Consider the following 19960-nt stretch of genomic DNA (forward strand, 5'->3'; position numbering starts at 1 on the left):
GATGCATAACGTTTGTGGATGTGGTGAGGTACGAGTCCACAACCCACACTTGCTAAATTAGTAGGTGCTAATTGCTTCATAATTGCCCGGGTAGTCCTCATCAAGCATCTTTTTGATTTCTTCATCAATCTGCTGGAATCTTTCTTCATTAAAACAATTAAAGCTTTGGGAATCTATTACTAGCCGTTCTTCTTTTTGCCTAGCGCCAATAACCTCATAGCATCGCTTATCTCCTGAGAAATAGCAGAAAGTCTCTTCCTTTTTTGGGTTTTGCCTTTCAAACCCATACTCATTCGCTATGGTGGCTAGTTTCGTACAAACCGTTTCTGACTCGCCCTCGAGCGAATACTGACTTGCAACTCCCAGTCCATACGAAGAGCTTAAATATTGAGATGCACAACCTGAAAGATAAAATGCAAATGTGATGATTAGGATTCGAGTCATATTCTTAATTTAACGCAAATCTTAGCGGCGAGCGTGAGCGAGTCCACAGCCCACCGCGTAGCGGTGATTTTAGGGCTGTATTGCTACAGCGTTTTGTTAAGTATTAGTTTACGTAACCATTAAACTTATACTTATTTGTACCAAAATATTTGGGTTCTATAACCTTCAAACTAACTATTTCACCTTGCTTATAGTTAGTGGAACGACGAATGCGCACCCGAACGACTTGATCGGTTTCTAAGCGAACTAACATTACCAGCTTATCACCTTCATCTGAAGGAACTCCGGTCAATGTCTCTACAGTACCAGTAGTTAAGTAAGTATCCCCGAGATTCATATGAACAAATGGAAATAAAGTTAGCAGAGAAATAAAAACAACCATCAATGCTATATCGCTCCAATGTTTCCTTACTAATTGAAGGCGAAGTTTTATGTCGTTTTTATTCAAAAGCATCCATCACTTTAAATACTTAACAGCTTATTCTACCGCTGCAGCGGTTTTTTATAGTTTCGGCATATGCAAAAAAATGTTCGCAACCAAAACACTTTCATGGCCAGTCATACTGCGCACTTCAGTATGCTTTGTCAATTTGATTATGTTGAAAAAAACCGCTGCGCTTTTACTAATAAAAATAGTACCACCTCGGTAGCCCTTTAATGATGAGGGGTTTTGCAAGATGCTGTTCCCCGCCATATTGATATCCCCTTGATTTTACCGCCCCAGCGGTACTATTACGGTTTTTCCGATGTTTTGCCGATACATGGCAATACTTTTGAGAATTGGTAATTAGGGCTACTCATTGGGTTCGCTGTAACTGATGAATTGAACACAGCTTTCGGATGAGAGACGTTCTCGTTGAGCGTCGCAATACATAGCGCTTAGCCGTTTGCTGATTCTGCTGAGTTCTAATTTTTGGGGCTGGCTACGTGTTTAGTTACCCTTCGAATACTTCGCGCTCATGGCAAGAGGAAGATATGGGATTGTCGGGCTAAAGCCCGACTTATTTTATTTCGGCTCTCCGCGTTGCTAAGAAGATTATACCAAGCCGAGTCTTGCGAGTGAGGTGGTGTTCATTCGGTTATAGCCACTGCCCTTTTCAGTATAGGCCTTGGTGATGAGGAAGAAATCGTCCAGCCAAATCGAGTATTCCAGCAATCGGTCTTTCATTCTTGTAGCTTCCAGCAAGTGTTTGTCTTTGATCGATAAGTTTCCTTTGGGGTTGTGGTGGATGAGGATAAGCCGTGTGGCGCTGGCTTGAATAATGTGGCTGATGAGTAAGTTAGTGGTGAGTTCTTTCAATGAAAATTTACCGGTGAGAATGGGTCGGCTTTCTAATAATACACTGCGAGTACTGAGCATGAGTGCGTGAATGGCTTCGTGTTTTAAGTGGATGAAGGTGTTGGCAATGTACAGCTCGGCACGGGCGATGCTGTCCAATAGTACGGGGTTAGTTTTTTCCAGTTCACGTTGATGGGCGTGGGTGAACAGCAGTTCGTCGTCTATGTTAGTGATATTTTTGTACATGATGGTCTCGCTTTTTAAATTCGTTTTCTGTTTTTAAGCATCAGAAACCTTGCCTGCATGCGCAGGCAAGATGTGCGGCTAAGCAATGTGTTCTGTGTTTTTTTTACTGCGTGAGTTCAGCGCCTGTTTTTACTTCGGTACTGCTTTAACAGTTGCTGATAACTCACGTAGGTCACCGAACACGGCTTAAGCCGCATCGAATTTGGAAAAGCTCCGGTGTACAACGCCAGGGCAATACGAAAACGCCACCAGTGCAGGGCGCGTAAATACGCGGGGCCGGTTTCTATCTGTGGGTTTCGGTGCCGGTTGGCGAGTGTGGAGTTTGCTGTTGTGTTAACAGCGGTTTCACAAGGTTTTTTCACTTCAACGGGGTGTTGAAGGTCGCTGTTTTGTGCGCTTAGTTTTTCTTGTGAGTGGAAATTTTCTTGGAACGAGCGGTGCTCTAGCTTAGAATCCTGCTTAGCCATAATTGATACCCTTAATATCGGTTGTGGTTAGCTGCCCTTGAGTGCTCCAACACTCTTGGGTAGCGCTTAGTTTTACGCTACTTTCTTTCCGTTATTTGCCTCCTGAATTTTTCTGAAGTGCCAACCTGTATAAAACACTGGGTGAGGATTGAACACAATTTATTTTTTGTGTGAGGTGAGGTTATTGTGATGGATGTCTAAAAAATTTGGTTTGTTCAATGAGGAGGTGGCTTTTTTTTACATCAGAGTAATGGTCTCTTTCTTCGTTTTGTCGAGTTTGAATTTAAATTCGCGGCATTTGGATAGTTCAAGACGTGTTTTAATTGGGAGGTTTTTTTCGTCAAGGGCCAAACCGGTCCGACGATTCGGGCTTGGCCCTTAACAATCCCAGCCGCCACAAACGACTGGTCACACTTCTCAATTCCGTCTTCGACAGGTCGTTCGCGACTGCCACCGAAACGTCGGACCGCCATTTCCGGCTCACTTGTTCAAGCATCCCTGCTTGAACAACCTGTGAGACGATAATTGCTCCGCGCGGTTGTTTGAAAGGCGGTGAAACAACGGCATGAGTCACTCTCTGGACAGCCAGTTAAACCGTCAGTTCCTGTCGCTATATTTTGACCCACCTAAATGTATCCCATTGCCGACATCGGCGTAAATAACCGCTCCGTCGCATCTGCTTTAGCTGACTTAATTGGCACGTCGCAACGGGTTCAAGGGCATGGATGCCCTTGGAAGCGCTGCGCGTGCAGGGACGCACGCTCAAGCGACCGTTCGAAGAAAGTGGCAATTAAGGAAGAACACCAAAGCAGGCGACAAAAAGGGGGTTTAAGGGGATCGCCCCTTTGAAAGAAAAAGGTCTCAGCGTATTTCAATTATCAATAGACAAGCCCGAATCGTCGGATCGGTACGGTCTTCGACGAAAAAAATCTTCCAATTAAACCATTTCGCTCATTAATGCAAATGCCGCGGATACTTAAAAAGGCGCTTAGGAAATCACCATTAAGGCCTGCCCCACTGAAAAGAAAAAACTAAAATGTTTACCTGCACAAACACCAAAAAAACAACGTGCATAAAAAATATCGCGACCGAAAGCGTGTCTCGGCTATTCACTCTTGCAAGTTAAATGCAGTATCAATTAATGATAAACGCTAGCGCTGGCAAAAAGGGAGCCGCATGGGGATCGCCTCTCAATAAAAAACTTTGAGAAATTTTACCGCCATGAACCACGCCAGAATCTATTTATATTCCGATGCCTCTGGCCATGAGTACCGCCAGCAGGGGAATGAACATCAGTAACGCGAGTTCCAGTCGTTTTATGCCAATAAGAATACTCGGGATGTCGATAAACTCGCGGGTACTTTTTCGCTGCCGTATGAAGAATAGGGTGGGCACAGCAGACAGCAAGCCGACCACGACGAACAGTCCGAACTTAAGTAAAAAAAGGTTGTTCTGCGTGTAAAACACGCTGGGTTTGCCTACCCAGAGCCACATGGTCAGGCCGGTAAATAATACAACGGCGGCGCTTGCGCCATACACCCCATCGATGGCGACTAATTTCCGGAACAGGTGTTTCTCTACGCGCGAACCCAACCATAAATTCTGGGTGATCAACGTAGCGGCGAGCAGGAATATTCCCAAGAAATGCACGTATCGGATGCTCAGTTCGAGTGTCATGCTGCGCTCTCCGTTGCCAGCCATTGCGCTAAGGTGGTGTTGGTACGAATGGCGTCGGCGACTGCTTTTTCACCGTGCCGATCATAGTGTTCCAGTAAGTCGGCGACATCCATTAACGGTTCATCGCGCAGGAGCCAGCCCAGCGATTTTGCGACCCATACAGGTAGTTTCTGCACGCGCAGTTGTTTGTGCTGCGCGTATTGCTGTATCGCGTCGGCCATGGTGATGGGTTCCGGGCCATAGAGCGTTAAGGTTTTATTGCGCAGGGTGGCGTCTTGAATCACCTTGCTGACCAGTTCGGCATAGTCTTGCGCGGTCAACCAATGAATCGGTTTCGTGGAAGGGCCGATGTGCATGAGTTTTTGCTTTTGTTGAAACAGCGGTAAGGTTTCCATAAACCAACTGGGGCGGAAGATCAGGTAAGGTACACCGCTGGCTTTCAGTTGATTTTCAGCGTCCAGTTTGTAGCGGTTGTCGGCACGGTCACTGTATTCGGAGTCGGCGGTCGCTACCGAAATCATGCTCACGAATGCCATGTTCATCGGTTTGATCGCCTCCAAAATATGTTGCGTCCCCACCACATGGTGTTGGTAATAGCTGCGTTCGCTTTGGCCACTGAGGTTGATGTGTACACCTTCTGCGCCCGCGAGTGCGGTGGTTAAGGAAGCGCTGTCGAATATGTCCGCCTCGCGGTAGTCAAAGCCTGGGCCTAGTACGGCGTATGCGCGGGCGGAGTTGCGGGTAACGATGCGTACCGAATGGCCGTTCCGTCGCAGTTGTTTGGCAACCGGGGCACCGAGCATGCCCGTGCCGCCGATTATGGCGATGTTCTTCATAGTTCACTCCTCACAGAATATGGCCATTACCCTAACGGAATAACAAATCGCTTATTAGTGGGTTAATATGACTTTCATTAAGTCATAAATGGGCTAATTCGATGGATTTGGAAGCGGTTTGTTGGTTTGTGGATGTCGTGGAGCAAGGCTCGTTTGCCGCAGCTGCGCGCCGGTTGAAGCAACCGAGCAGTAACGTCAGTCGACGGGTCAGTGCGTTGGAAACCGAATTTGGCGTGCCGTTGTTATTACGGACGACGCGCTCACTCGCGCTTACACCCGAAGGCCAGGCTTTTTTGCCGCTGGCGACTCAGTTGCGGCAGGAAAGAATTCAATTGGAAAGCTGGGCCGATACATTGCGCAGCGAACCCAGTGGGCGTTTGCGCATTACCGCGCCGAGCAGCTTTGCACGCGGTCCGTTAACGAATTGGTTGATTCGCTATCGGGCGGCGTACCCTAAGGTCGACATCGAATTGATCCACAGTAACGACTACCTGGACTTCCAGACGCACCAACTGGATTTCGCGTTTCGGCAGGGGCCGTTGCCCGACTCGGGTTTGGTTGCCCAACGAATGTTCAGTATCGAATACGGTGTGTTTGCGTCGCCTGCCAGGCTCGCGGCCACGGGTGATCTTACACACCCAGACCAACTGACCACTCTGCCGATTATCAGCCCGGGTGCCCGCCAGCAGATTCTGCCCTGGCGTTTTAAACATCAGGTTTGGGTTCCGAAAGGTGCCACCATGTTGTTTGAAGATATGGAGCAATGTTTACAGGCTGCTGCTGCGGGTCATGGGTTTACCTACGCGAGCCGTTATGAGGCGACGCCTTTTCTGCGCAGCGGCGATTTGCAGGAGACGTTGATTGATCATCGGCCTGAACCGGTTGGTTTTTATTTGGTGTCGCCACATCGGCAGTATCGTTCATTAAAAAGTGAGACGTTTCTGCAACACGTTCTGCAGGAACGTGATGCGTTCGGCTTGGCAGATGGTTTGGTATTTTAAATTTTTTCCCTTTTCTTATGGCTGAAAAAAATTCATAGATTTTTTTGAAGTGGCCTCTGCCAAGGTTTTTTTCTATAAATGCATATACCTCTTTAGGGGTATGTCGTTTCAAATTTTTGTGACGCTGTAAATAAATATGAAACGTCGTACTCATTTATTTGTATCCCTTTTGATTTGAATCAATTTGTTTGTAAGCGAAGCGTCAGGAAAGACCTTAGTATTTCAGGGTTATTTGCTCGAACCCAAAACAAACACGTGTCATACCATTCAGAAAGGAAACTCGACATGAAAATAATAAGAAATGTGCTTACGCTGTCCGCGTTCGCCGTCCTCGCCTTTTTTGGCTCAGGGCAAAGTTACGCGGAGTCGCAGGCACTCATGCTCAAGCCGTTTGCCAGCTTGAGTGAAGAAAGTAAAGTCTGTGCTTCGTGCCATAAGGAAAAAAATCCAAGTTTGTACAACCAGTGGGGGCATTCCAAACATTACGGTGCGAATGTCGGCTGTTACGAGTGTCACCAGGCCAATGAGTCGGATGTTGATGCTATTCGCCACGAAAATTTTACTATTTCAGTCATCGTGTCACCGAAAGACTGTTCAAGTTGTCACAACGCTGAAGTTGAAGAATTCGCCAAGAGTCACCACGCCAGTGCCGGACGCATTATTGGTTCGTTGGATAACATGTTGGCAGAAGTGATCGAAGGTGCGCTCACCATGAACGGGCAATCCCCTGCGGCGGTTAATGGTTGTTGGCAGTGTCATGGTTCGGAAGTCAAAGTGATGGCCAATGGTGACCTGGACCCAACCACTTGGCCGAATACCGGTATTGGCCGGTTGAATCCCGATGGCTCAGTGGGTGCGTGTACCGCTTGTCACCAACGGCACGAATTCTCTTTGGCGCAGGCGCGTCGACCCGAGGCATGCGGTAAGTGTCACTTAGGGCCAGACCACCCACAAAAAGAAATTTACGAAGAATCCAAGCATGGCATTAACTTCCAGGCGAATGTCGACCGCTTGAATTTAAATTCGTCTAAATGGATTGTCGGCGAAGATTACGATGCAGCACCCACCTGTGCGACGTGCCATATGTCTGCGACATCTGAATTGCCGGTTACGCATGATGTTGGTGATCGCATTTCCTGGACTTTGCGCCCGGCTATATCTGAAAAGATCGACGCGCAGGCCATCAAGGCAGGCAAGGAAACGAAGAGTTGGCAAGATCGCCGAGCGGATATGCAAGCGGTTTGCTCCGCCTGTCACACCAGTTCGATGATCGATAACTTCTATCAGCAGTTTGATAGTCTGGTTGAGTTGTATAACGATAAGTTTGCCCGTCCCGGTAAAAAATTGATGGATACATTGAACGCCCAAGGTGTGATGACGCCGGTGGCCTTTGATGAAAAGATTGAGTGGACCTGGTTCTATCTGTGGCATCACGAAGGACGTCGTGCCCGACATGGGGCTGCGATGATGGCACCGGACTATACCCAATGGCACGGCATGTACGAAGTGGCAGAACGCTTCTACATGGAACTGATCCCCGAGTACAACGAGTACATTGAAAAAGCCGAGCACGATGGAAAAACCGAAGTCGCTGAGGCGCTGAAAGCGGTGCTACAAGAAATTCTGGAAAGCCCAGAACATCTTTGGTTTACCGGTAATGAGCCACAGGATGTGAAGGACGCCCGCAAAAAAGCGCAGGCTGAGTTTCAATCTCGCTACGCTAACCAGTAAGCGCGTTTACCATGGTAAAACCTGCCTTCGGCAGGTTTTTTAATCGAGGATATTATGGAAAACGAAAAAACATTCTGGCAGCGTTTGTGGACACCGACAAAATGGAAGTGGTTACTGGGTATCCCTATCGGTGGTTTTATAGCGGTGATTGTCGGCGTGGTTGGGCTCGTGAGTTTTAATGCCGTGATGCACGCGACGAACGAGAATGAATTCTGTTACGGCTGCCATATTGGTATGGATACCATTGTTGAGGAGTATCAGGAGTCTATTCATTTCAAAAATGAAAAAGGTATTCGCGCCGGTTGTTCCGATTGTCACGTACCACATGAGTTTTTCCCGAAGATGAAGGTGAAAATCATTGCCTTGAAAGATGTTTATCACATGGCGGTCGGTACCTACAATCTGGATAATTTTGAAGAGCACCGTAACGATTTGGCGGAACATGTTTATGAGACGATGAAAGCAAGAGATTCGCAAGAATGTCGACATTGTCATCGGGTTGAAAATATGGATCTGGCGATGCAACCGCAGCGCGCTTCTTCAAAACACTCGGCAGAGTACATGGCTAAATATGATGTGACCTGTGTGGATTGTCACCAGGGCATTGCGCATAAGCGGCCGGTTATTGAATAGTTCGGTTGTAGCGAAAGAGGCTTCGGCCTCTTTTTTTTATGAACCGAAAACCTTCATTGCAGGAAAAAGCCCGCATTGTCACGCGGGCTTTTTTGTTGAGTTACGGAATTACTCGAATGCCAAAGGATCGAGTGATGGCGTAGGTGCCATCACTCGCCGTGATGGTGAGTTCATATTGGTTGTCTCTGTTTTCATCAAGCGGAGTGTCGCCGTTCAATGGCGCTTTGGACGCCAGTAAGCCAGTCTCGCTGTTCAGTGTAAAGTATGCCGCGTCGTAACTGCTTTGCAGTTCAAACTGCAGGGCATTGCCGTCCGCGTCTGCGGCGCTGGCCTGAAAGCGAAATGCTTCCCCGCTCAGTGTAAACATCTGATGATCCATATGGCTGGGAATGTAAGCCTGCAGACCGTTTGCATCGCTGTTGACGAGCAGGTCGATGTTGCCGTCTTTATCCCAATCTTTGAACATCAGGTTGGCCGTGCTCGATAACCCAGCCGCCAGAGTTTTAGATTGATACTCGCTGTTCGTTGCGGTGCGTTGCAGCACAATCAGGTTACCGCTGATGTCCGAACTGTAGGCGATTTCCGGAATCGCATCACCGTTCACATCGGCAATGGCCGCATGCCTGACTTGTTGCCCCTCGGCAATTGTGATCGATGGAGCGTATTGGCTTGGGTCACCATACAAAGCAGTATAAAAGGCAAGGTGATTGCCGGTCATAATCAGTTCAGGCGGGCCAAATCCATTCAGGTCGGCCACGTGCAGCTCCACGGGTTGAAAACCTGGACCGCTACTGACAAGGCTGCTTTGATTGGAACGTGTGCATTGAACCACGGTCCCCGTGTTGCTGGTGACCAGCGCTTTTGGCAAGTTGCTGTTTTGAAATTTGGCAACGTGCATGCTGTTATCCGCTGAACCGCACCCGTAGATTGCTCGAGTGATGTTCTGCTCGTGGATATAAGTACTTCCACCTTGCTTAGTGGTGATCTCTGCGTAGCCGTTGTCGTCGGTATCTGCAACGGCAAACACCGCGTTTCCACTTGAGAATGCTCGGATGTCCGTGCCTGTCCAGGCGTAGTTGCTGGCGTTGTTGCCACTGAGGTCGTAACGCTCAACCTTTCGTGTAGCTTGGCTGAAGGTGACCACTTCCAGGTAGCCGTCTTCGTCCAGATTGCCCAAACGAAATTCGGTGAGCAAACCGTCCGTGTTGATTGGTGACTCTTCGAAGCTACCATCGTTTTGCTGCATCAACACAAGCAGTTCAGTGTCAGTTAACAGGGCGATGTCGAGCAGACCGTCCTGGTCCACATCCTCAACCTCGAATTGACGAACGGTTTGATTGTGTCGATATACATTGACGACATCCCACGGCGCATTCGCCGTGAACTGCCAACTCGGGGCGGTGCTTTGACTTGCGTTGAGCGGTTCGAGGTCGGCGGTGTCCTTTACTCCGTCATTGTCGTCATCGTCATCACTATTATTGCCGATGCCGTCGCCATCGGTATCGATACTTTCTTGGCGATTTAATGGAAATGCGTCTATGACATCGGGTACACCGTCGTTGTCGTCGTCGGTATCTTCATTATTGCCGATGGCATCGTCATCACTATTCCGTTGTTCTGCCGGGTCGAGTGGGTGGCTATCGGTTAAATCTGGCTCGCCATCGTTGTCGTCATCGGTATCGGCGTTGTTTCCGATGCCGTCGCCGTCGGTATCAAGCTGCTCTGAGGCGTCAAATGGAAACGCGTCATCGAGATCCTCCACACCATCGTTGTCGTCATCGGGGTCGAAATTATCCCCTAAAACATCGCCATCGTGGTTTGCCCATTCACCGGAATTGAATGGATACACGTCTTTGGCGTCGTCTACGCCGTCGTTGTCGTCATCGGTGTCTTTATTGTTGCCGATGCCGTCGTGGTCAGTATCGACAGATTCGCTCGGGTCGAGCGGGAAATCATCGTCTTTATCTGCGACACCGTCATTGTCATCGTCGTCATCGTTAATGTTGTCAATGCCATCCCCATCGGTGTCTGGGTCCAATGCGTTTTCGATGCCGTCTTGGTCCATGTCCAGCAATTCAGGGGTGTCTTGCAGATCTGGCTGGCAAGCGGCCAGCATTAGTACCGCGGCCACTCCGGCCGCGGTTGCTCTAAAAAGGGCCATGCGTATCTTCCTTTAAGATTGTTTTTGTAGTGTTCGTTTATGGTTGTGCCAGCGGCGTCCTTTGGCATCCTGTGAGTATTCCAACATTGGTTCGGTTAAACAGCCGGATTTCTTACGCTGGTTGATCATCTGCTCAGAGAGGGCGGGTAGCCCCATGGCCTGCACAGCCTAACTCGAACAGCGGTCCAATACTGTGTGAACGTTTACATATATCGCCAAATTGACCTGAAATCAAATGGAAGACGGTTTAATTGGCGTTAACCTGACACGGATCTGTTACAAACCGGTTTTCGTATTGGGACGGGGTACTCATAAAAACCACCACAAGGCCGGTGATATGTTTTACCATCGCCGACCATGATTAGCTAAGCAACGAAACAAAAGGACACAGGTTTGGATAAGAACGAAAAGCACAAGGCGGCCATGCAGAAGCAAAAAGCCAATGTGGATGCCTCCATAGAGCGTGCCGATGTTGAGCGTGGCGTTGCCGTTTTACTCACCGGTAACGGTAAAGGTAAATCCAGCTCGGCGTTTGGTATGGTTATGCGCGCCTTGGGCTATGGCCATAAGGTGGGTGTGGTTCAGTTTATTAAGGGGCAGCAATTGTCGGGTGAAGAGATTTATATTCGTGACCATTGCCCGCAGGTCGACTTCTACCAGATGGGAACAGGCTTTACCTGGAACACGCAGGACAGAACAGGGGATATTGAAGCCGCCGAAGCCACTTGGGCCAAGGTAAAGCCCATGTTGGCCGATCCAGCCTATAATCTGGTGGTGCTTGACGAGTTGACGTACATGTTAGGTTATAAATATCTGGATGAAGCGGAAGTCTTGGCAGCGCTGAAGAATCGGCCGGTCGAACAAAGCGTGGTGGTCACTGGTCGTGGTGGTGGCGCTGCCTTGCAGGAGATTATGGATACCGTCTCGGAAGTAAAAGACATCAAGCATGCGTTTACGGCAGGTATAAAAGCGCGGCAAGGTGTGGATTATTAACCGATCGTTTTTCAACTCGCTGTAAGCGAGGTTGCAGAGTAAAAGCGCGTGGCTTACACGCGCTTCAGTCCCACCCATTTTTCTTTCTGCCAGCGGATAATCATTATGAAACCGCGCGTCCATTCATCCATGGCAACCCCGAGCCAGACCCCAGCCAAGCCCCATGCCCAATGAATTCCAAGCAGGTAGGCAAACAGAACTCCGACACCCCACATACTGATAATGCCCATTTTTACCGGGAAAACGACATCACCGGCGCCTTTCAGTGCCTGAATCACAATCAGGTTAATGGCTCGGCCGGGTTCCAGCAGCACAGATACCATGATCAATAAACCAATCAGCGCTTGCGTGTCTGGGTCTGTGCTGAAAAAAGCGGCCAGCGGCGTTCGGGCCAGCATCATGATGAAGGCGACGGAAAACGACACGGTGACACCCGCCATCCAGTATTTATGGACGCGATTCTTCAGCTCCGATTGTCGATTTTGCCCAACGAAATAGGACGATAAAATTTGCGTGCCGTTACCAACCGACATGGAAAAGACGAACATAAACCGGGAAAGCGTTTGAGCAATGGCCGTAGCAGCCAGTGCGGCCGTGCCGAGTTGCGCGACGAAAAACAAAATGGTGATTTGCGCGAAGTTATAACTGAGGCCTTCGCCCGCATTGGGCAAGCCTAGTTTCAGAATGGCTTTTAAATGGACCAGTTCTGAACGCAGAGACTGACGCACCGAAAAGGCAATGTAATGACGCTTGATCAGCACAATGCTGACCATGGCCGCAGCAAACTGGCTGGTGACCGTGGCAATACCCACACCGATAACGCCGGTTTGAGGCAGACCAAAAGGCGGAAACAGGGCAATGTAGTTGCCCACCATATTTACCACGCCCGCCATCATCTGAATCATCATCGGAGACTTACTGAAGCCGTGTGCTCTGAGAATGGTCGATAACAGAATGCTCAGTGACATACCGATCGATAGTGTACCGACGACGGTGGCGTATTGAATGGCGTAGATTTCTACCTGCGGTTCCAGATCGTAAAAACCAATGAAATATTTCACGCCAAAGAAGAACAGAAGACTGACGAACCCAGACATAATGACGGCCAACAAAAACCCGGCCTGAGCGTATTGTTGGGCCAGTGGTTTGTTGCGCGCGCCCAGACTTTGACCGGTCAAAATAGCGGTACCTGAGGAGACAATCATGTAGGTCAGCATCAGGAAAAAAATGAAGTTACCGGTTAAACCCACAGCGGCCACGGCGTCATCCGAATAACGGGCGAGCATGAAGACATCGACCGTCATTAAACTCATGCGAACCACGCTTTCCAGGAAGATGGGCCAGACAATGGTGCGGATATTCATTTTGTCATCGAGGGACGCAGACAGCGGCATAAGAACAGGTCACGGAAAAACGGAGCGCAATTGTAAGCGGTTACAAACTACTTGGGTAGTACTGGATAAAGGCTTTAAAAGGCAACTTTAAAAATGTTTGATCTGGCCACGGAATGCCGCTGATTTTCAGCGCAAAGATGGCACATGAACTATACTGGTAAATGTCAGCGATAGAGGAGTATCTATCATGCATCAAACGAAACCCGTTTACAGTGAAGAGTTCTGTCTGACAGTCATCAAACAATCCGATCGTAAGTTCAGCACCCTGGTTACTCTGGCTCATCAGTTGGGCGTCAGCGTGAAGCAGGTTCAACAGTGGTGTCTTGAGCTGAGAGAACAGTAGCGTTTAACCAAACAGGGAGGCATAGCCTCCCTGTTTTGCGTTGGGCAGTGACGTTTACTTTACCGTCACGTTGAGCTGATAAACGGCCAGCGTGCCTGAGACTTCATTGGCCACCAAAACCAGCGGTTTGCCGTTCGGGCTCTCTTGTGCCGCGACAAACGACATGCCTTCCGGTGCCAGGTCAGCGGCTGCAGGAGACTCTGGGTCGGCAGTGTAGTCACGGTGATTTATGTACTGTAAGAACTCGACGTTTTCCGGGTCGGTGATGTCGTACATCATTAAACCGCCCATCCGTTCCAGGCCGATAATGGCCAGGGTGTGACCTTCGACATAGGCGAGTGTCAGGGCTTCCGGCTCCGGTCCTTTATTGTCGCTTCGGTCGTCTAGCTTGGTTTTATTGTCGGTGGTGTTAAAAAATTCAGGGTAGGCTTCGGCGGTGATACGTTCAAAGTCGGAACCCGAGTCGAACACCAGTTCACCGGTGTCACTGAAAATGGAGAAAGAGCGCGCGCCAAAGCTGTACAGACTGTCATAGCGGTTGTCCAAGGCGTTATAACCCAAGTCCGGTGAAACCGCCAAATCTTCGATGTCATGCAACAACGCAGACGTTGCGTTAGAGAAACTGGCCGTCGCGTGTGGTGTGCTGGAGTCGTTCAGTTCTTTTATTTTCCATTCGTCTTTGTACACGATGCACGCGTCATCCCACAGGTAAGTGGTGTTGCTGCGTGTGTCATTTTGAGCGGCTGCGCTGCAATCTGCCTCCCCAATGCGGTCATCGATGTATTCACGTGCGTCGCCTTCATTGGCCGTCACAATGTAATGCTTGTTGTTGACACTGTAGCTGGCAATCGAGTCCGGTTGGTATCGGCCAAACAGGTTGGCGTGTGTGTTCAGCAGGGCGGTTTTATCGTCTTTGTCGGCGTCCAGAGCGTTACTCTCTTCACCATGGTCTTTGAAGCCAAGACCGTAAACATCGGTAATCTTATAGTCACCGGTTAACTTGATTTTCGCGATAGCGTTGTTTTCCTGCAGCGAAACAAACGCCCATTTGTTGTCTTTGCTGACGGTGATGTATTCCGGTTCAAAATCTTGCGCATGCGTGGTGCTTTCCGGAGCGGGGTTGTTGCCAACCAAAACACCATAGGGCAGGGGGCCATTGAACTGGGCAAAGGTCAGTTGCGTTGCCGTGTCCGCCGGCATGTTGTTGCGTACCTCAACAATGCTGATGCTGCCTTCCGGATCAATGGTGTAGTTGTCGTTCGGTTCGCCTTCATTGGCCACCAGCACCAGTTTTCCATTCGGGCTGAACGTGACCATGTCCGGTAAGGCCCCGGCTTTCACCGCCCTCAGAAAGGCCGGTGTCCCGGTTTGGTCTACGCTGTAAAACAGCACGGCACCGGCGTCCTGTTTGATTTTAGCCTGTACGGCCACCGCCATCAGGTTGTTGGCAATGGCCACGCTGTTGGCACCCCCGACCTGCATGGTTTCGCCCGACATAAAGGCGACGGTTTCGGGTAACGGTAGGCTGGATGACTTTAGGTTCGCCACGCTATAAGGCGTTAGCGATGCTTCGGAAGGTAAGTTGGACAGATCGATTTGATCCAACGTGCCGTCGTTTGCATTGGTGACGAAGGCCGAGCCGGATGCCGCGTGGAAAGCCACGATTTCTGCCGCACCTTCGTCAAACTGACCGGACGCATGGCGGTCGACCAATTCTAATGTTGCCTCGATGGGTTTTACCTCGTTACATGCCGTTAGTGACACGGCAATCGCCAGGACGGAGATCGTCAAACGCATGGTGATGCTCTCTTTATTATCGTGATGGAATTTTTAAGACGCATGCACGATACGGTCGGAGTATGACAGTTTGGTGACCCTCCTCTAAAACTGCGCACTCGGTCTTTCCGCTGAAATTAAGCGCTTTCTGTTGGTCAACTCGGCTTCGAATCAGAATGAGTCAATTAAAATGAGAATTATTCCTCAATTCCGAATATTAATAATGGCTAATATTTCAGAGGCAGTGCATGCTGACCGTCCATTCAACAACACATGGAAGAATAACGATGAAACGGACACTTCTTATTGGCATTTTTGCCGCAACGTGGTTGCAGGGTTGTCTTCCCGAAAAGGCTGAACAAGATACCCAGAACACCCCGCCCGATGCGGGTGATGATATTCGCATTTGCAGTTTTGCCGATGGAAATGGGGATGAACTGGTTACACACAAATCGGCGAACTCCGCAGAGGAGTGGTTATTCATCGACAGTATGTCCAGCGCCAGTGCGGATATAGAGCTGGATGAAGATGATCTTGTGGGCGCATTCGCCGTGACTTCTTTTATCGGCCCTTCTCTGACCGATGCGTTCTCCGGGTTAAACATCTTCTACGCCTGCACGTCAGATGTGTACGCATTGAACCAATGTAACTGGGAGCAGGTTGATACCGAAAACAATGAAACATTGAAAGTAGAAACAGTCCTGGGTGGCGGTGATGCATACACCACGACAGTTTCTTTAGATGAGGGCGACGGATTTGAAACACAGATTGTTTTGGATGGCGTGCTCACAGACCTGGGCAACCTGACCATTATGTTTTATGACAATGGCGTGGTCGATGTAACGCGAACGGCAACCCGAAGCAGTAACGGAACAGAAACCGTCACCTACGCCAGTGCAGAAACCAACTGGACTGCAACAGAAACAGCAGGCTGCTCAGGTTCAATTGATTTTGACTCGAGCGAAGATGGTGAAACAGTAACGTTGGATGCTAGCTGGTCATTATCTGGCACGACAACCAGTGGCTCGCTGGAGTACTTTAAAACCGGGTTAGACAGCACCTACCATTTAACGTGGTAGATATTGCGGAAAGCTAAGGCAACTCTGAATAATTGCTATCTACCTCAGCGGGTGAAGAAATGCGTAAAGTTCGAGGCAAGTTCTGCAGGCAATATTCATTATCTTGGCAAAGAACTTAACAACGAAATTGGCCATTTCAGCCCCGCCCTCCGGGTCCTTCAGATTGATGACTGAGCTTTGTTGTGTGTTTTGAAAAGGACTCGCCATTCTCTGCAACACACGCCTCGCTCATCCTATCGATCTGATAGGTCTGAGGTGATTTGAATTAATCAGAGTTGCCCTAATTTGAATGGGGTCAACATGTTAGGTTGACCCAACATCTCAGACCACCTCAACCCCTTTCCAAAACGCCACATAGCCTTCAATGTTCTTCGCTTTATCTTTCGCGTTCGGGTAAACCCAGGCCGCGTTTTCGTTGGTTTGCCCATTTACGGTGATGGAAAAATATTCCGCCGTGCCTTTCCACGGGCAAACACTGGTGTGGCTGGTTTTCTCGAAGAAGGCCTCATTGAGGCTGGTGGGTGGGAAGTAATGGTTACCTTCAACGACAATCGTTTCGTCGCTGTTTGCTAAGACCTGATCGTGCCATATCGCTTTCATAGACCCTCCTGTGGATAGTCAAAAGCAGACGATTTCAGATGCGCCTGCTATCATTGTGCAATTCTTACGTCGTCTTATCACTTTAGGTTCATTCATGCCGAAAACAATACCCGGAACCCTTTATATCGTTGCAGCGCCCAGCGGGGCCGGTAAAAGCAGTCTGGTCAATGCGCTCATTGCGCGTTTGCCCTTTGTTTACCTGTCTATCTCACACACCACCCGGGCAATGCGTCCAGGCGAAGAAGACGGTGAACACTATCATTTCACAACAGCCGAAGACTTCCTTGAGCGGGTTGGAGAAGGTGAATTCCTGGAACACGCGCAGGTTTTCGATAATTACTACGGAACATCGCAGAAATACGTGCAGAATCAGCTGGATGCGGGTCACGACGTGATTCTCGAAATCGACTGGCAGGGCGCGCAACAGGTACGCCGACTGATGCCAGGCTGCCAAAGCATCTTTATTCTGCCACCTTCCAAAGAAGCGTTGCAGGAGCGTCTGGAAAAACGCCAGCAGGACAGCGCTGAGGTGATCGCACGGCGAATGAAAGACGCTGTGTCTGAAATGTCTCACTACGCTGAGTTCGACTACTTGATCATAAATGATGACTTTTATAAGGCGCTCGACGAGATGTGTACCATTTTTACTGCGCATCGGGTCACCATCGGCCAGCAACAGGCCCGTTATGAGCGGTTGATAGAACAGTTGTTGAATTAGCGATATACCCCGACAACCCTTGCCAAGCCGGCCAATATCCGTACAATTGCGCGGCTTGCAATGCTATGCACACAGGAGAACACCATGGCTCGCGTTACCGTTGAAGATTGTTTAGATAAGGTTGATAACCGTTTTGAGTTGATCATGGTTGCCAGCAAGCGTGCTCGCCAGATTGCGAACGACGGTTATGACGCCCTGGTTGATGAAGACAACGACAAGCCAACTGTTATTGCCTTACGTGAAATTGCCGAAGGCAAAATCAACGCATCTATCCTCGAAAATATCGACGATTAATGCGCCTGACCGTGTCGCGGTCAGCCGTCTTATAAAAAAACCGAGCCCTGGCTCGGTTTTTTTATTGCCGTTTGAAACTCAGTGAATACACTAATTGGCAGATATATTCACTTTGCTGCTTTGGAATCGCTTTGCCAACTGTCCATAACCTCGCTGAACGACTTGACGAATACCTATCGAAAGAGAAGGTCGCGCGCATCAAGCGAGCTTATTTTTACGCAGAACAGGCTCATGAAGGGCAAATGCGACGCAGTGGTGAACGCTACATCACGCACCCGCTTGCGGTTGCGAACATTCTGTCTGAAATGCACATGGACCATCAAAGTTTGATGGCCGCGATGCTGCACGACGTACTGGAAGACACCGCAGTCTCAAAAGAAGCCATTGTTGAACAATTCGGCGAAGGCGTTGCTGAGCTGGTGGATGGCGTGTCCAAACTGACCCATCTGGAGTTTGAATCCAAGCTGGAAGAGCAAGCAGAGAACTTCCAGAAAATGGTGTTGGCGATGTCGAAAGACATCCGTGTGATTCTCGTCAAACTGGCCGACCGGCTGCATAACATGCGCACCATGGGCTCTATGCCGCCGGAGAAAAAACGCCGAAAATCCCGCGAAACTCTGGAAATTTATGCCCCGATTGCGTTGCGATTGGGGATTAACGATTTGCGGGTTGAGCTTGAAAACCTGTCGTTTGAATCGATGTATCCGCTGCGGGCGAGCCGTATTCGTTCGGCTATGCGCAAGCAGTTAGGTCACCGCAAGGAAGTCGTTAACCATATTGAAGCGGCTTTGGCAGAGCGGCTGAAACAGGAAGGCATCAATGCGGATGTGAAAGGCCGCGAGAAGCACCTTTACTCCATATACAAAAAAATGCGGGAAAAGCGCAAATCGCTGAAAGAAATTCTCGATGTCTACGCGTTCCGCATTCTGACCGATTCGGTCGACTCCTGTTACCGAATTCTCGGTGTCGTCCACAATCTCTATAAGCCCGTGCCGAATCGTTTTAAAGACTACATCGCGGTACCGAAAACCAATGGCTACCAGTCGCTGCATACCACGCTGATCGGCTCCAATGGTGTGCCTATCGAAATTCAGATCCGTACCCGCGATATGGAAGATATGGCCAACCACGGTATTGCCGCGCACTGGCTTTATAAAACCGATGAAACACAGAGTAACCAAACCCACGCGCGCGCACGTCGCTGGGTGAAGAATCTGTTGGAAATGCAAGAACGTGCCGGTGACTCCATGGAGTTCATCGAAAACGTTAAAATCGATTTGTTCCCAGACGAAATCTACGTGTTCACCCCGAAAGGGCAAATCATGGAAATGGCCAAGGGCGCCACGCCGGTCGACTTTGCCTACGCCGTGCATACTGACGTGGGCAATTCCTGTGTCGGTTGTTTGGTGAATCGGAAACTGGCGCCGCTCAGTCAGCCGCTGACCAGTGGCGACTCCATTAAAATCATCACTGCGCCCGGAGCACGGCCGAACCCTGCCTGGCTGAATTTTGTCTTTACTGCGAAAGCGCGCTCTAATATCCGTCATTTTCTGGCTCACATGGAACGGCAGGAAGCTATCGCCCTGGGCAAAAAACTGCTCGACAGCCAATTACGGAACTTCGACCGGGATATCGACAGTCTGCTGCCAGACGCGTTCGAAACCGTATTGAGTGAGTCCAACCTGAAAGATCGTGAGAGCCTATTTGAAGAAATTGGTACCGGTCACAAGGCGGTCTATATCGTTGCCCGGCGGCTATTGCAGCTGTCCAGCAGCGAAGAAGTGATCACGGAACAAAGTTCGTTGACCATTCAGGGCACGGAAGGATTACTGATCAACTACGCGAAATGCTGCCGACCGATCCCGGGTGACGCCATCGTCGGTGTCATGTCGAAAGGCAAAGGCATGGTCGTGCACGTTGAGCACTGCCGTAACATTTCGGATATCCGTGACAACACTGATCGCTGTGTACATCTGCACTGGGATAAGGCGATGGAAGGTGAGTTCCTGGTTGATATCCGTGTCGATTTAAGCAACGCTCGTGGTGTGTTGGCCAGTGTCGCTAACGCGGTGTCACACGCAGAAGCCAATATCGAGAGTATTCAGATGCAGGACATGGACGCCACCACGTCACGCCTGAACATCACTGTGTCGGTGACCGGCCGCACTCATCTGGGACGCGTATTCAAGCGACTTCACAGCCTGCCAGCGGTCTCCAAAATCGAGCGGGTCTGAGTCGCTCGAAACCCACCTAAAGCGGAATCCGCAACGCCTCTGCAATTCATTGCT

At 49.5% G+C, this 19960-nt stretch carries 19 protein-coding genes; 9 read left to right on the forward strand and 10 right to left on the reverse strand.

Annotated features, from left to right (window positions below; translation table 11 throughout):
* Positions 1 to 57: 57 nt before the first annotated feature.
* The 6 genes from IYN85_RS11930 to IYN85_RS11955 form a co-directional block, all read right to left on the reverse strand.
* On the reverse strand, positions 58 to 444 hold the full coding sequence (locus IYN85_RS11930; protein WP_196159108.1) for a hypothetical protein: 387 nt from the start codon (positions 442 to 444) through the stop codon (positions 58 to 60).
* A gap of 103 nt (positions 445 to 547) precedes the next feature.
* Positions 548 to 892: a hypothetical protein gene (locus IYN85_RS11935; RefSeq protein ID WP_196159109.1), complete on the reverse strand. Its 345-nt coding sequence runs from the start codon at positions 890 to 892 to the stop codon at positions 548 to 550.
* Between the two features lie 588 nt (positions 893 to 1480).
* The gene (locus IYN85_RS11940) at positions 1481 to 1969 is read right to left on the reverse strand and encodes a JAB domain-containing protein (RefSeq protein ID WP_196159110.1); all 489 of its coding nucleotides are present in this window, start codon (positions 1967 to 1969) and stop codon (positions 1481 to 1483) included.
* Positions 1970 to 2085: 116 nt separating this feature from the next.
* Positions 2086 to 2436 carry a hypothetical protein gene (locus tag IYN85_RS11945; protein ID WP_196159111.1) on the reverse strand — a complete coding sequence of 117 codons (351 nt, stop codon included), beginning with the start codon at positions 2434 to 2436 and terminating at the stop codon, positions 2086 to 2088.
* A 1242-nt stretch (positions 2437 to 3678) separates the two neighbouring features.
* Positions 3679 to 4113: a DUF2214 family protein gene (locus tag IYN85_RS11950; protein ID WP_196159112.1), complete on the reverse strand. Its 435-nt coding sequence runs from the start codon at positions 4111 to 4113 to the stop codon at positions 3679 to 3681.
* Complete coding sequence (locus tag IYN85_RS11955; protein WP_196159113.1) at positions 4110 to 4949, reverse strand: SDR family oxidoreductase; 840 nt, start codon at positions 4947 to 4949, stop codon at positions 4110 to 4112. Before IYN85_RS11955 ends, IYN85_RS11950 begins: the two co-directional genes overlap by 4 nt.
* 101 nt (positions 4950 to 5050) lie before the next feature.
* Here IYN85_RS11955 and IYN85_RS11960 point away from each other — a divergent pair, with 101 nt between their 5' ends.
* The 3 genes from IYN85_RS11960 (at position 5051) to IYN85_RS11970 (ending at position 8314) form a co-directional block, all read left to right on the forward strand.
* On the forward strand, positions 5051 to 5950 hold the full coding sequence (locus tag IYN85_RS11960) for a LysR family transcriptional regulator (RefSeq protein WP_196159114.1): 900 nt from the start codon (positions 5051 to 5053) through the stop codon (positions 5948 to 5950).
* Positions 5951 to 6235: 285 nt separating this feature from the next.
* On the forward strand, positions 6236 to 7681 hold the full coding sequence (locus tag IYN85_RS11965; RefSeq protein ID WP_196159115.1) for a multiheme c-type cytochrome: 1446 nt from the start codon (positions 6236 to 6238) through the stop codon (positions 7679 to 7681).
* 54 nt (positions 7682 to 7735) lie between these two features.
* Entirely contained in the window at positions 7736 to 8314 is a 579-nt protein-coding gene (locus tag IYN85_RS11970; RefSeq protein ID WP_196159116.1) for a NapC/NirT family cytochrome c, read from the forward strand.
* A 100-nt stretch (positions 8315 to 8414) separates the two neighbouring features.
* On the opposite strand, the gene IYN85_RS11975 is transcribed toward IYN85_RS11970, so the two are convergent.
* Positions 8415 to 10475 carry an FG-GAP-like repeat-containing protein gene (locus tag IYN85_RS11975; protein ID WP_196159117.1) on the reverse strand — a complete coding sequence of 687 codons (2061 nt, stop codon included), beginning with the start codon at positions 10473 to 10475 and terminating at the stop codon, positions 8415 to 8417.
* Positions 10476 to 10868: 393 nt separating this feature from the next.
* Between IYN85_RS11975 and cobO the strand changes: the two genes are divergently transcribed.
* On the forward strand, positions 10869 to 11468 hold the full coding sequence (gene cobO / locus IYN85_RS11980) for a cob(I)yrinic acid a,c-diamide adenosyltransferase (RefSeq protein ID WP_196159118.1): 600 nt from the start codon (positions 10869 to 10871) through the stop codon (positions 11466 to 11468).
* 53 nt (positions 11469 to 11521) lie between these two features.
* On the opposite strand, the gene IYN85_RS11985 is transcribed toward cobO, so the two are convergent.
* A complete protein-coding gene (locus IYN85_RS11985; protein WP_196159119.1) occupies positions 11522 to 12862 on the reverse strand; it encodes an MATE family efflux transporter in 1341 nt (446 codons plus the stop codon).
* A 187-nt stretch (positions 12863 to 13049) separates the two neighbouring features.
* On the opposite strand from IYN85_RS11985, the gene IYN85_RS11990 reads away from it, so the two are divergent.
* On the forward strand, positions 13050 to 13205 hold the full coding sequence (locus IYN85_RS11990) for a hypothetical protein (protein WP_196159120.1): 156 nt from the start codon (positions 13050 to 13052) through the stop codon (positions 13203 to 13205).
* 54 nt (positions 13206 to 13259) lie between these two features.
* Here the strand turns inward: IYN85_RS11990 and IYN85_RS11995 are convergent, their stop codons facing one another.
* Complete coding sequence (locus tag IYN85_RS11995; RefSeq protein WP_196159121.1) at positions 13260 to 15002, reverse strand: choice-of-anchor I family protein; 1743 nt, start codon at positions 15000 to 15002, stop codon at positions 13260 to 13262.
* Between the two features lie 266 nt (positions 15003 to 15268).
* Here IYN85_RS11995 and IYN85_RS12000 point away from each other — a divergent pair, with 266 nt between their 5' ends.
* Positions 15269 to 16060 (forward strand): hypothetical protein, encoded by a 792-nt coding sequence (locus IYN85_RS12000; RefSeq protein WP_196159122.1) that lies wholly within the window; start codon positions 15269 to 15271, stop codon positions 16058 to 16060.
* A 321-nt stretch (positions 16061 to 16381) separates the two neighbouring features.
* On the opposite strand, the gene IYN85_RS12005 is transcribed toward IYN85_RS12000, so the two are convergent.
* On the reverse strand, positions 16382 to 16660 hold the full coding sequence (locus IYN85_RS12005; protein ID WP_196159123.1) for a DUF427 domain-containing protein: 279 nt from the start codon (positions 16658 to 16660) through the stop codon (positions 16382 to 16384).
* 94 nt (positions 16661 to 16754) lie between these two features.
* Between IYN85_RS12005 and gmk the strand changes: the two genes are divergently transcribed.
* From gmk to IYN85_RS12020, 3 genes are all read left to right on the forward strand, one after another.
* Positions 16755 to 17378, forward strand: a complete 624-nt coding sequence (gmk, locus tag IYN85_RS12010) for a guanylate kinase (protein ID WP_230390680.1) — start codon at positions 16755 to 16757, stop codon at positions 17376 to 17378.
* Between the two features lie 84 nt (positions 17379 to 17462).
* A complete protein-coding gene (rpoZ, locus tag IYN85_RS12015) occupies positions 17463 to 17672 on the forward strand; it encodes a DNA-directed RNA polymerase subunit omega (protein ID WP_196159124.1) in 210 nt (69 codons plus the stop codon).
* A gap of 131 nt (positions 17673 to 17803) precedes the next feature.
* Positions 17804 to 19906: a bifunctional (p)ppGpp synthetase/guanosine-3',5'-bis(diphosphate) 3'-pyrophosphohydrolase gene (locus IYN85_RS12020; RefSeq protein ID WP_196159125.1), complete on the forward strand. Its 2103-nt coding sequence runs from the start codon at positions 17804 to 17806 to the stop codon at positions 19904 to 19906.
* Positions 19907 to 19960: the final 54 nt, after the last annotated feature.

This window comes from Reinekea sp. G2M2-21, assembly GCF_015687175.1.
GTDB lineage: Bacteria > Pseudomonadota > Gammaproteobacteria > Pseudomonadales > Natronospirillaceae > Reinekea.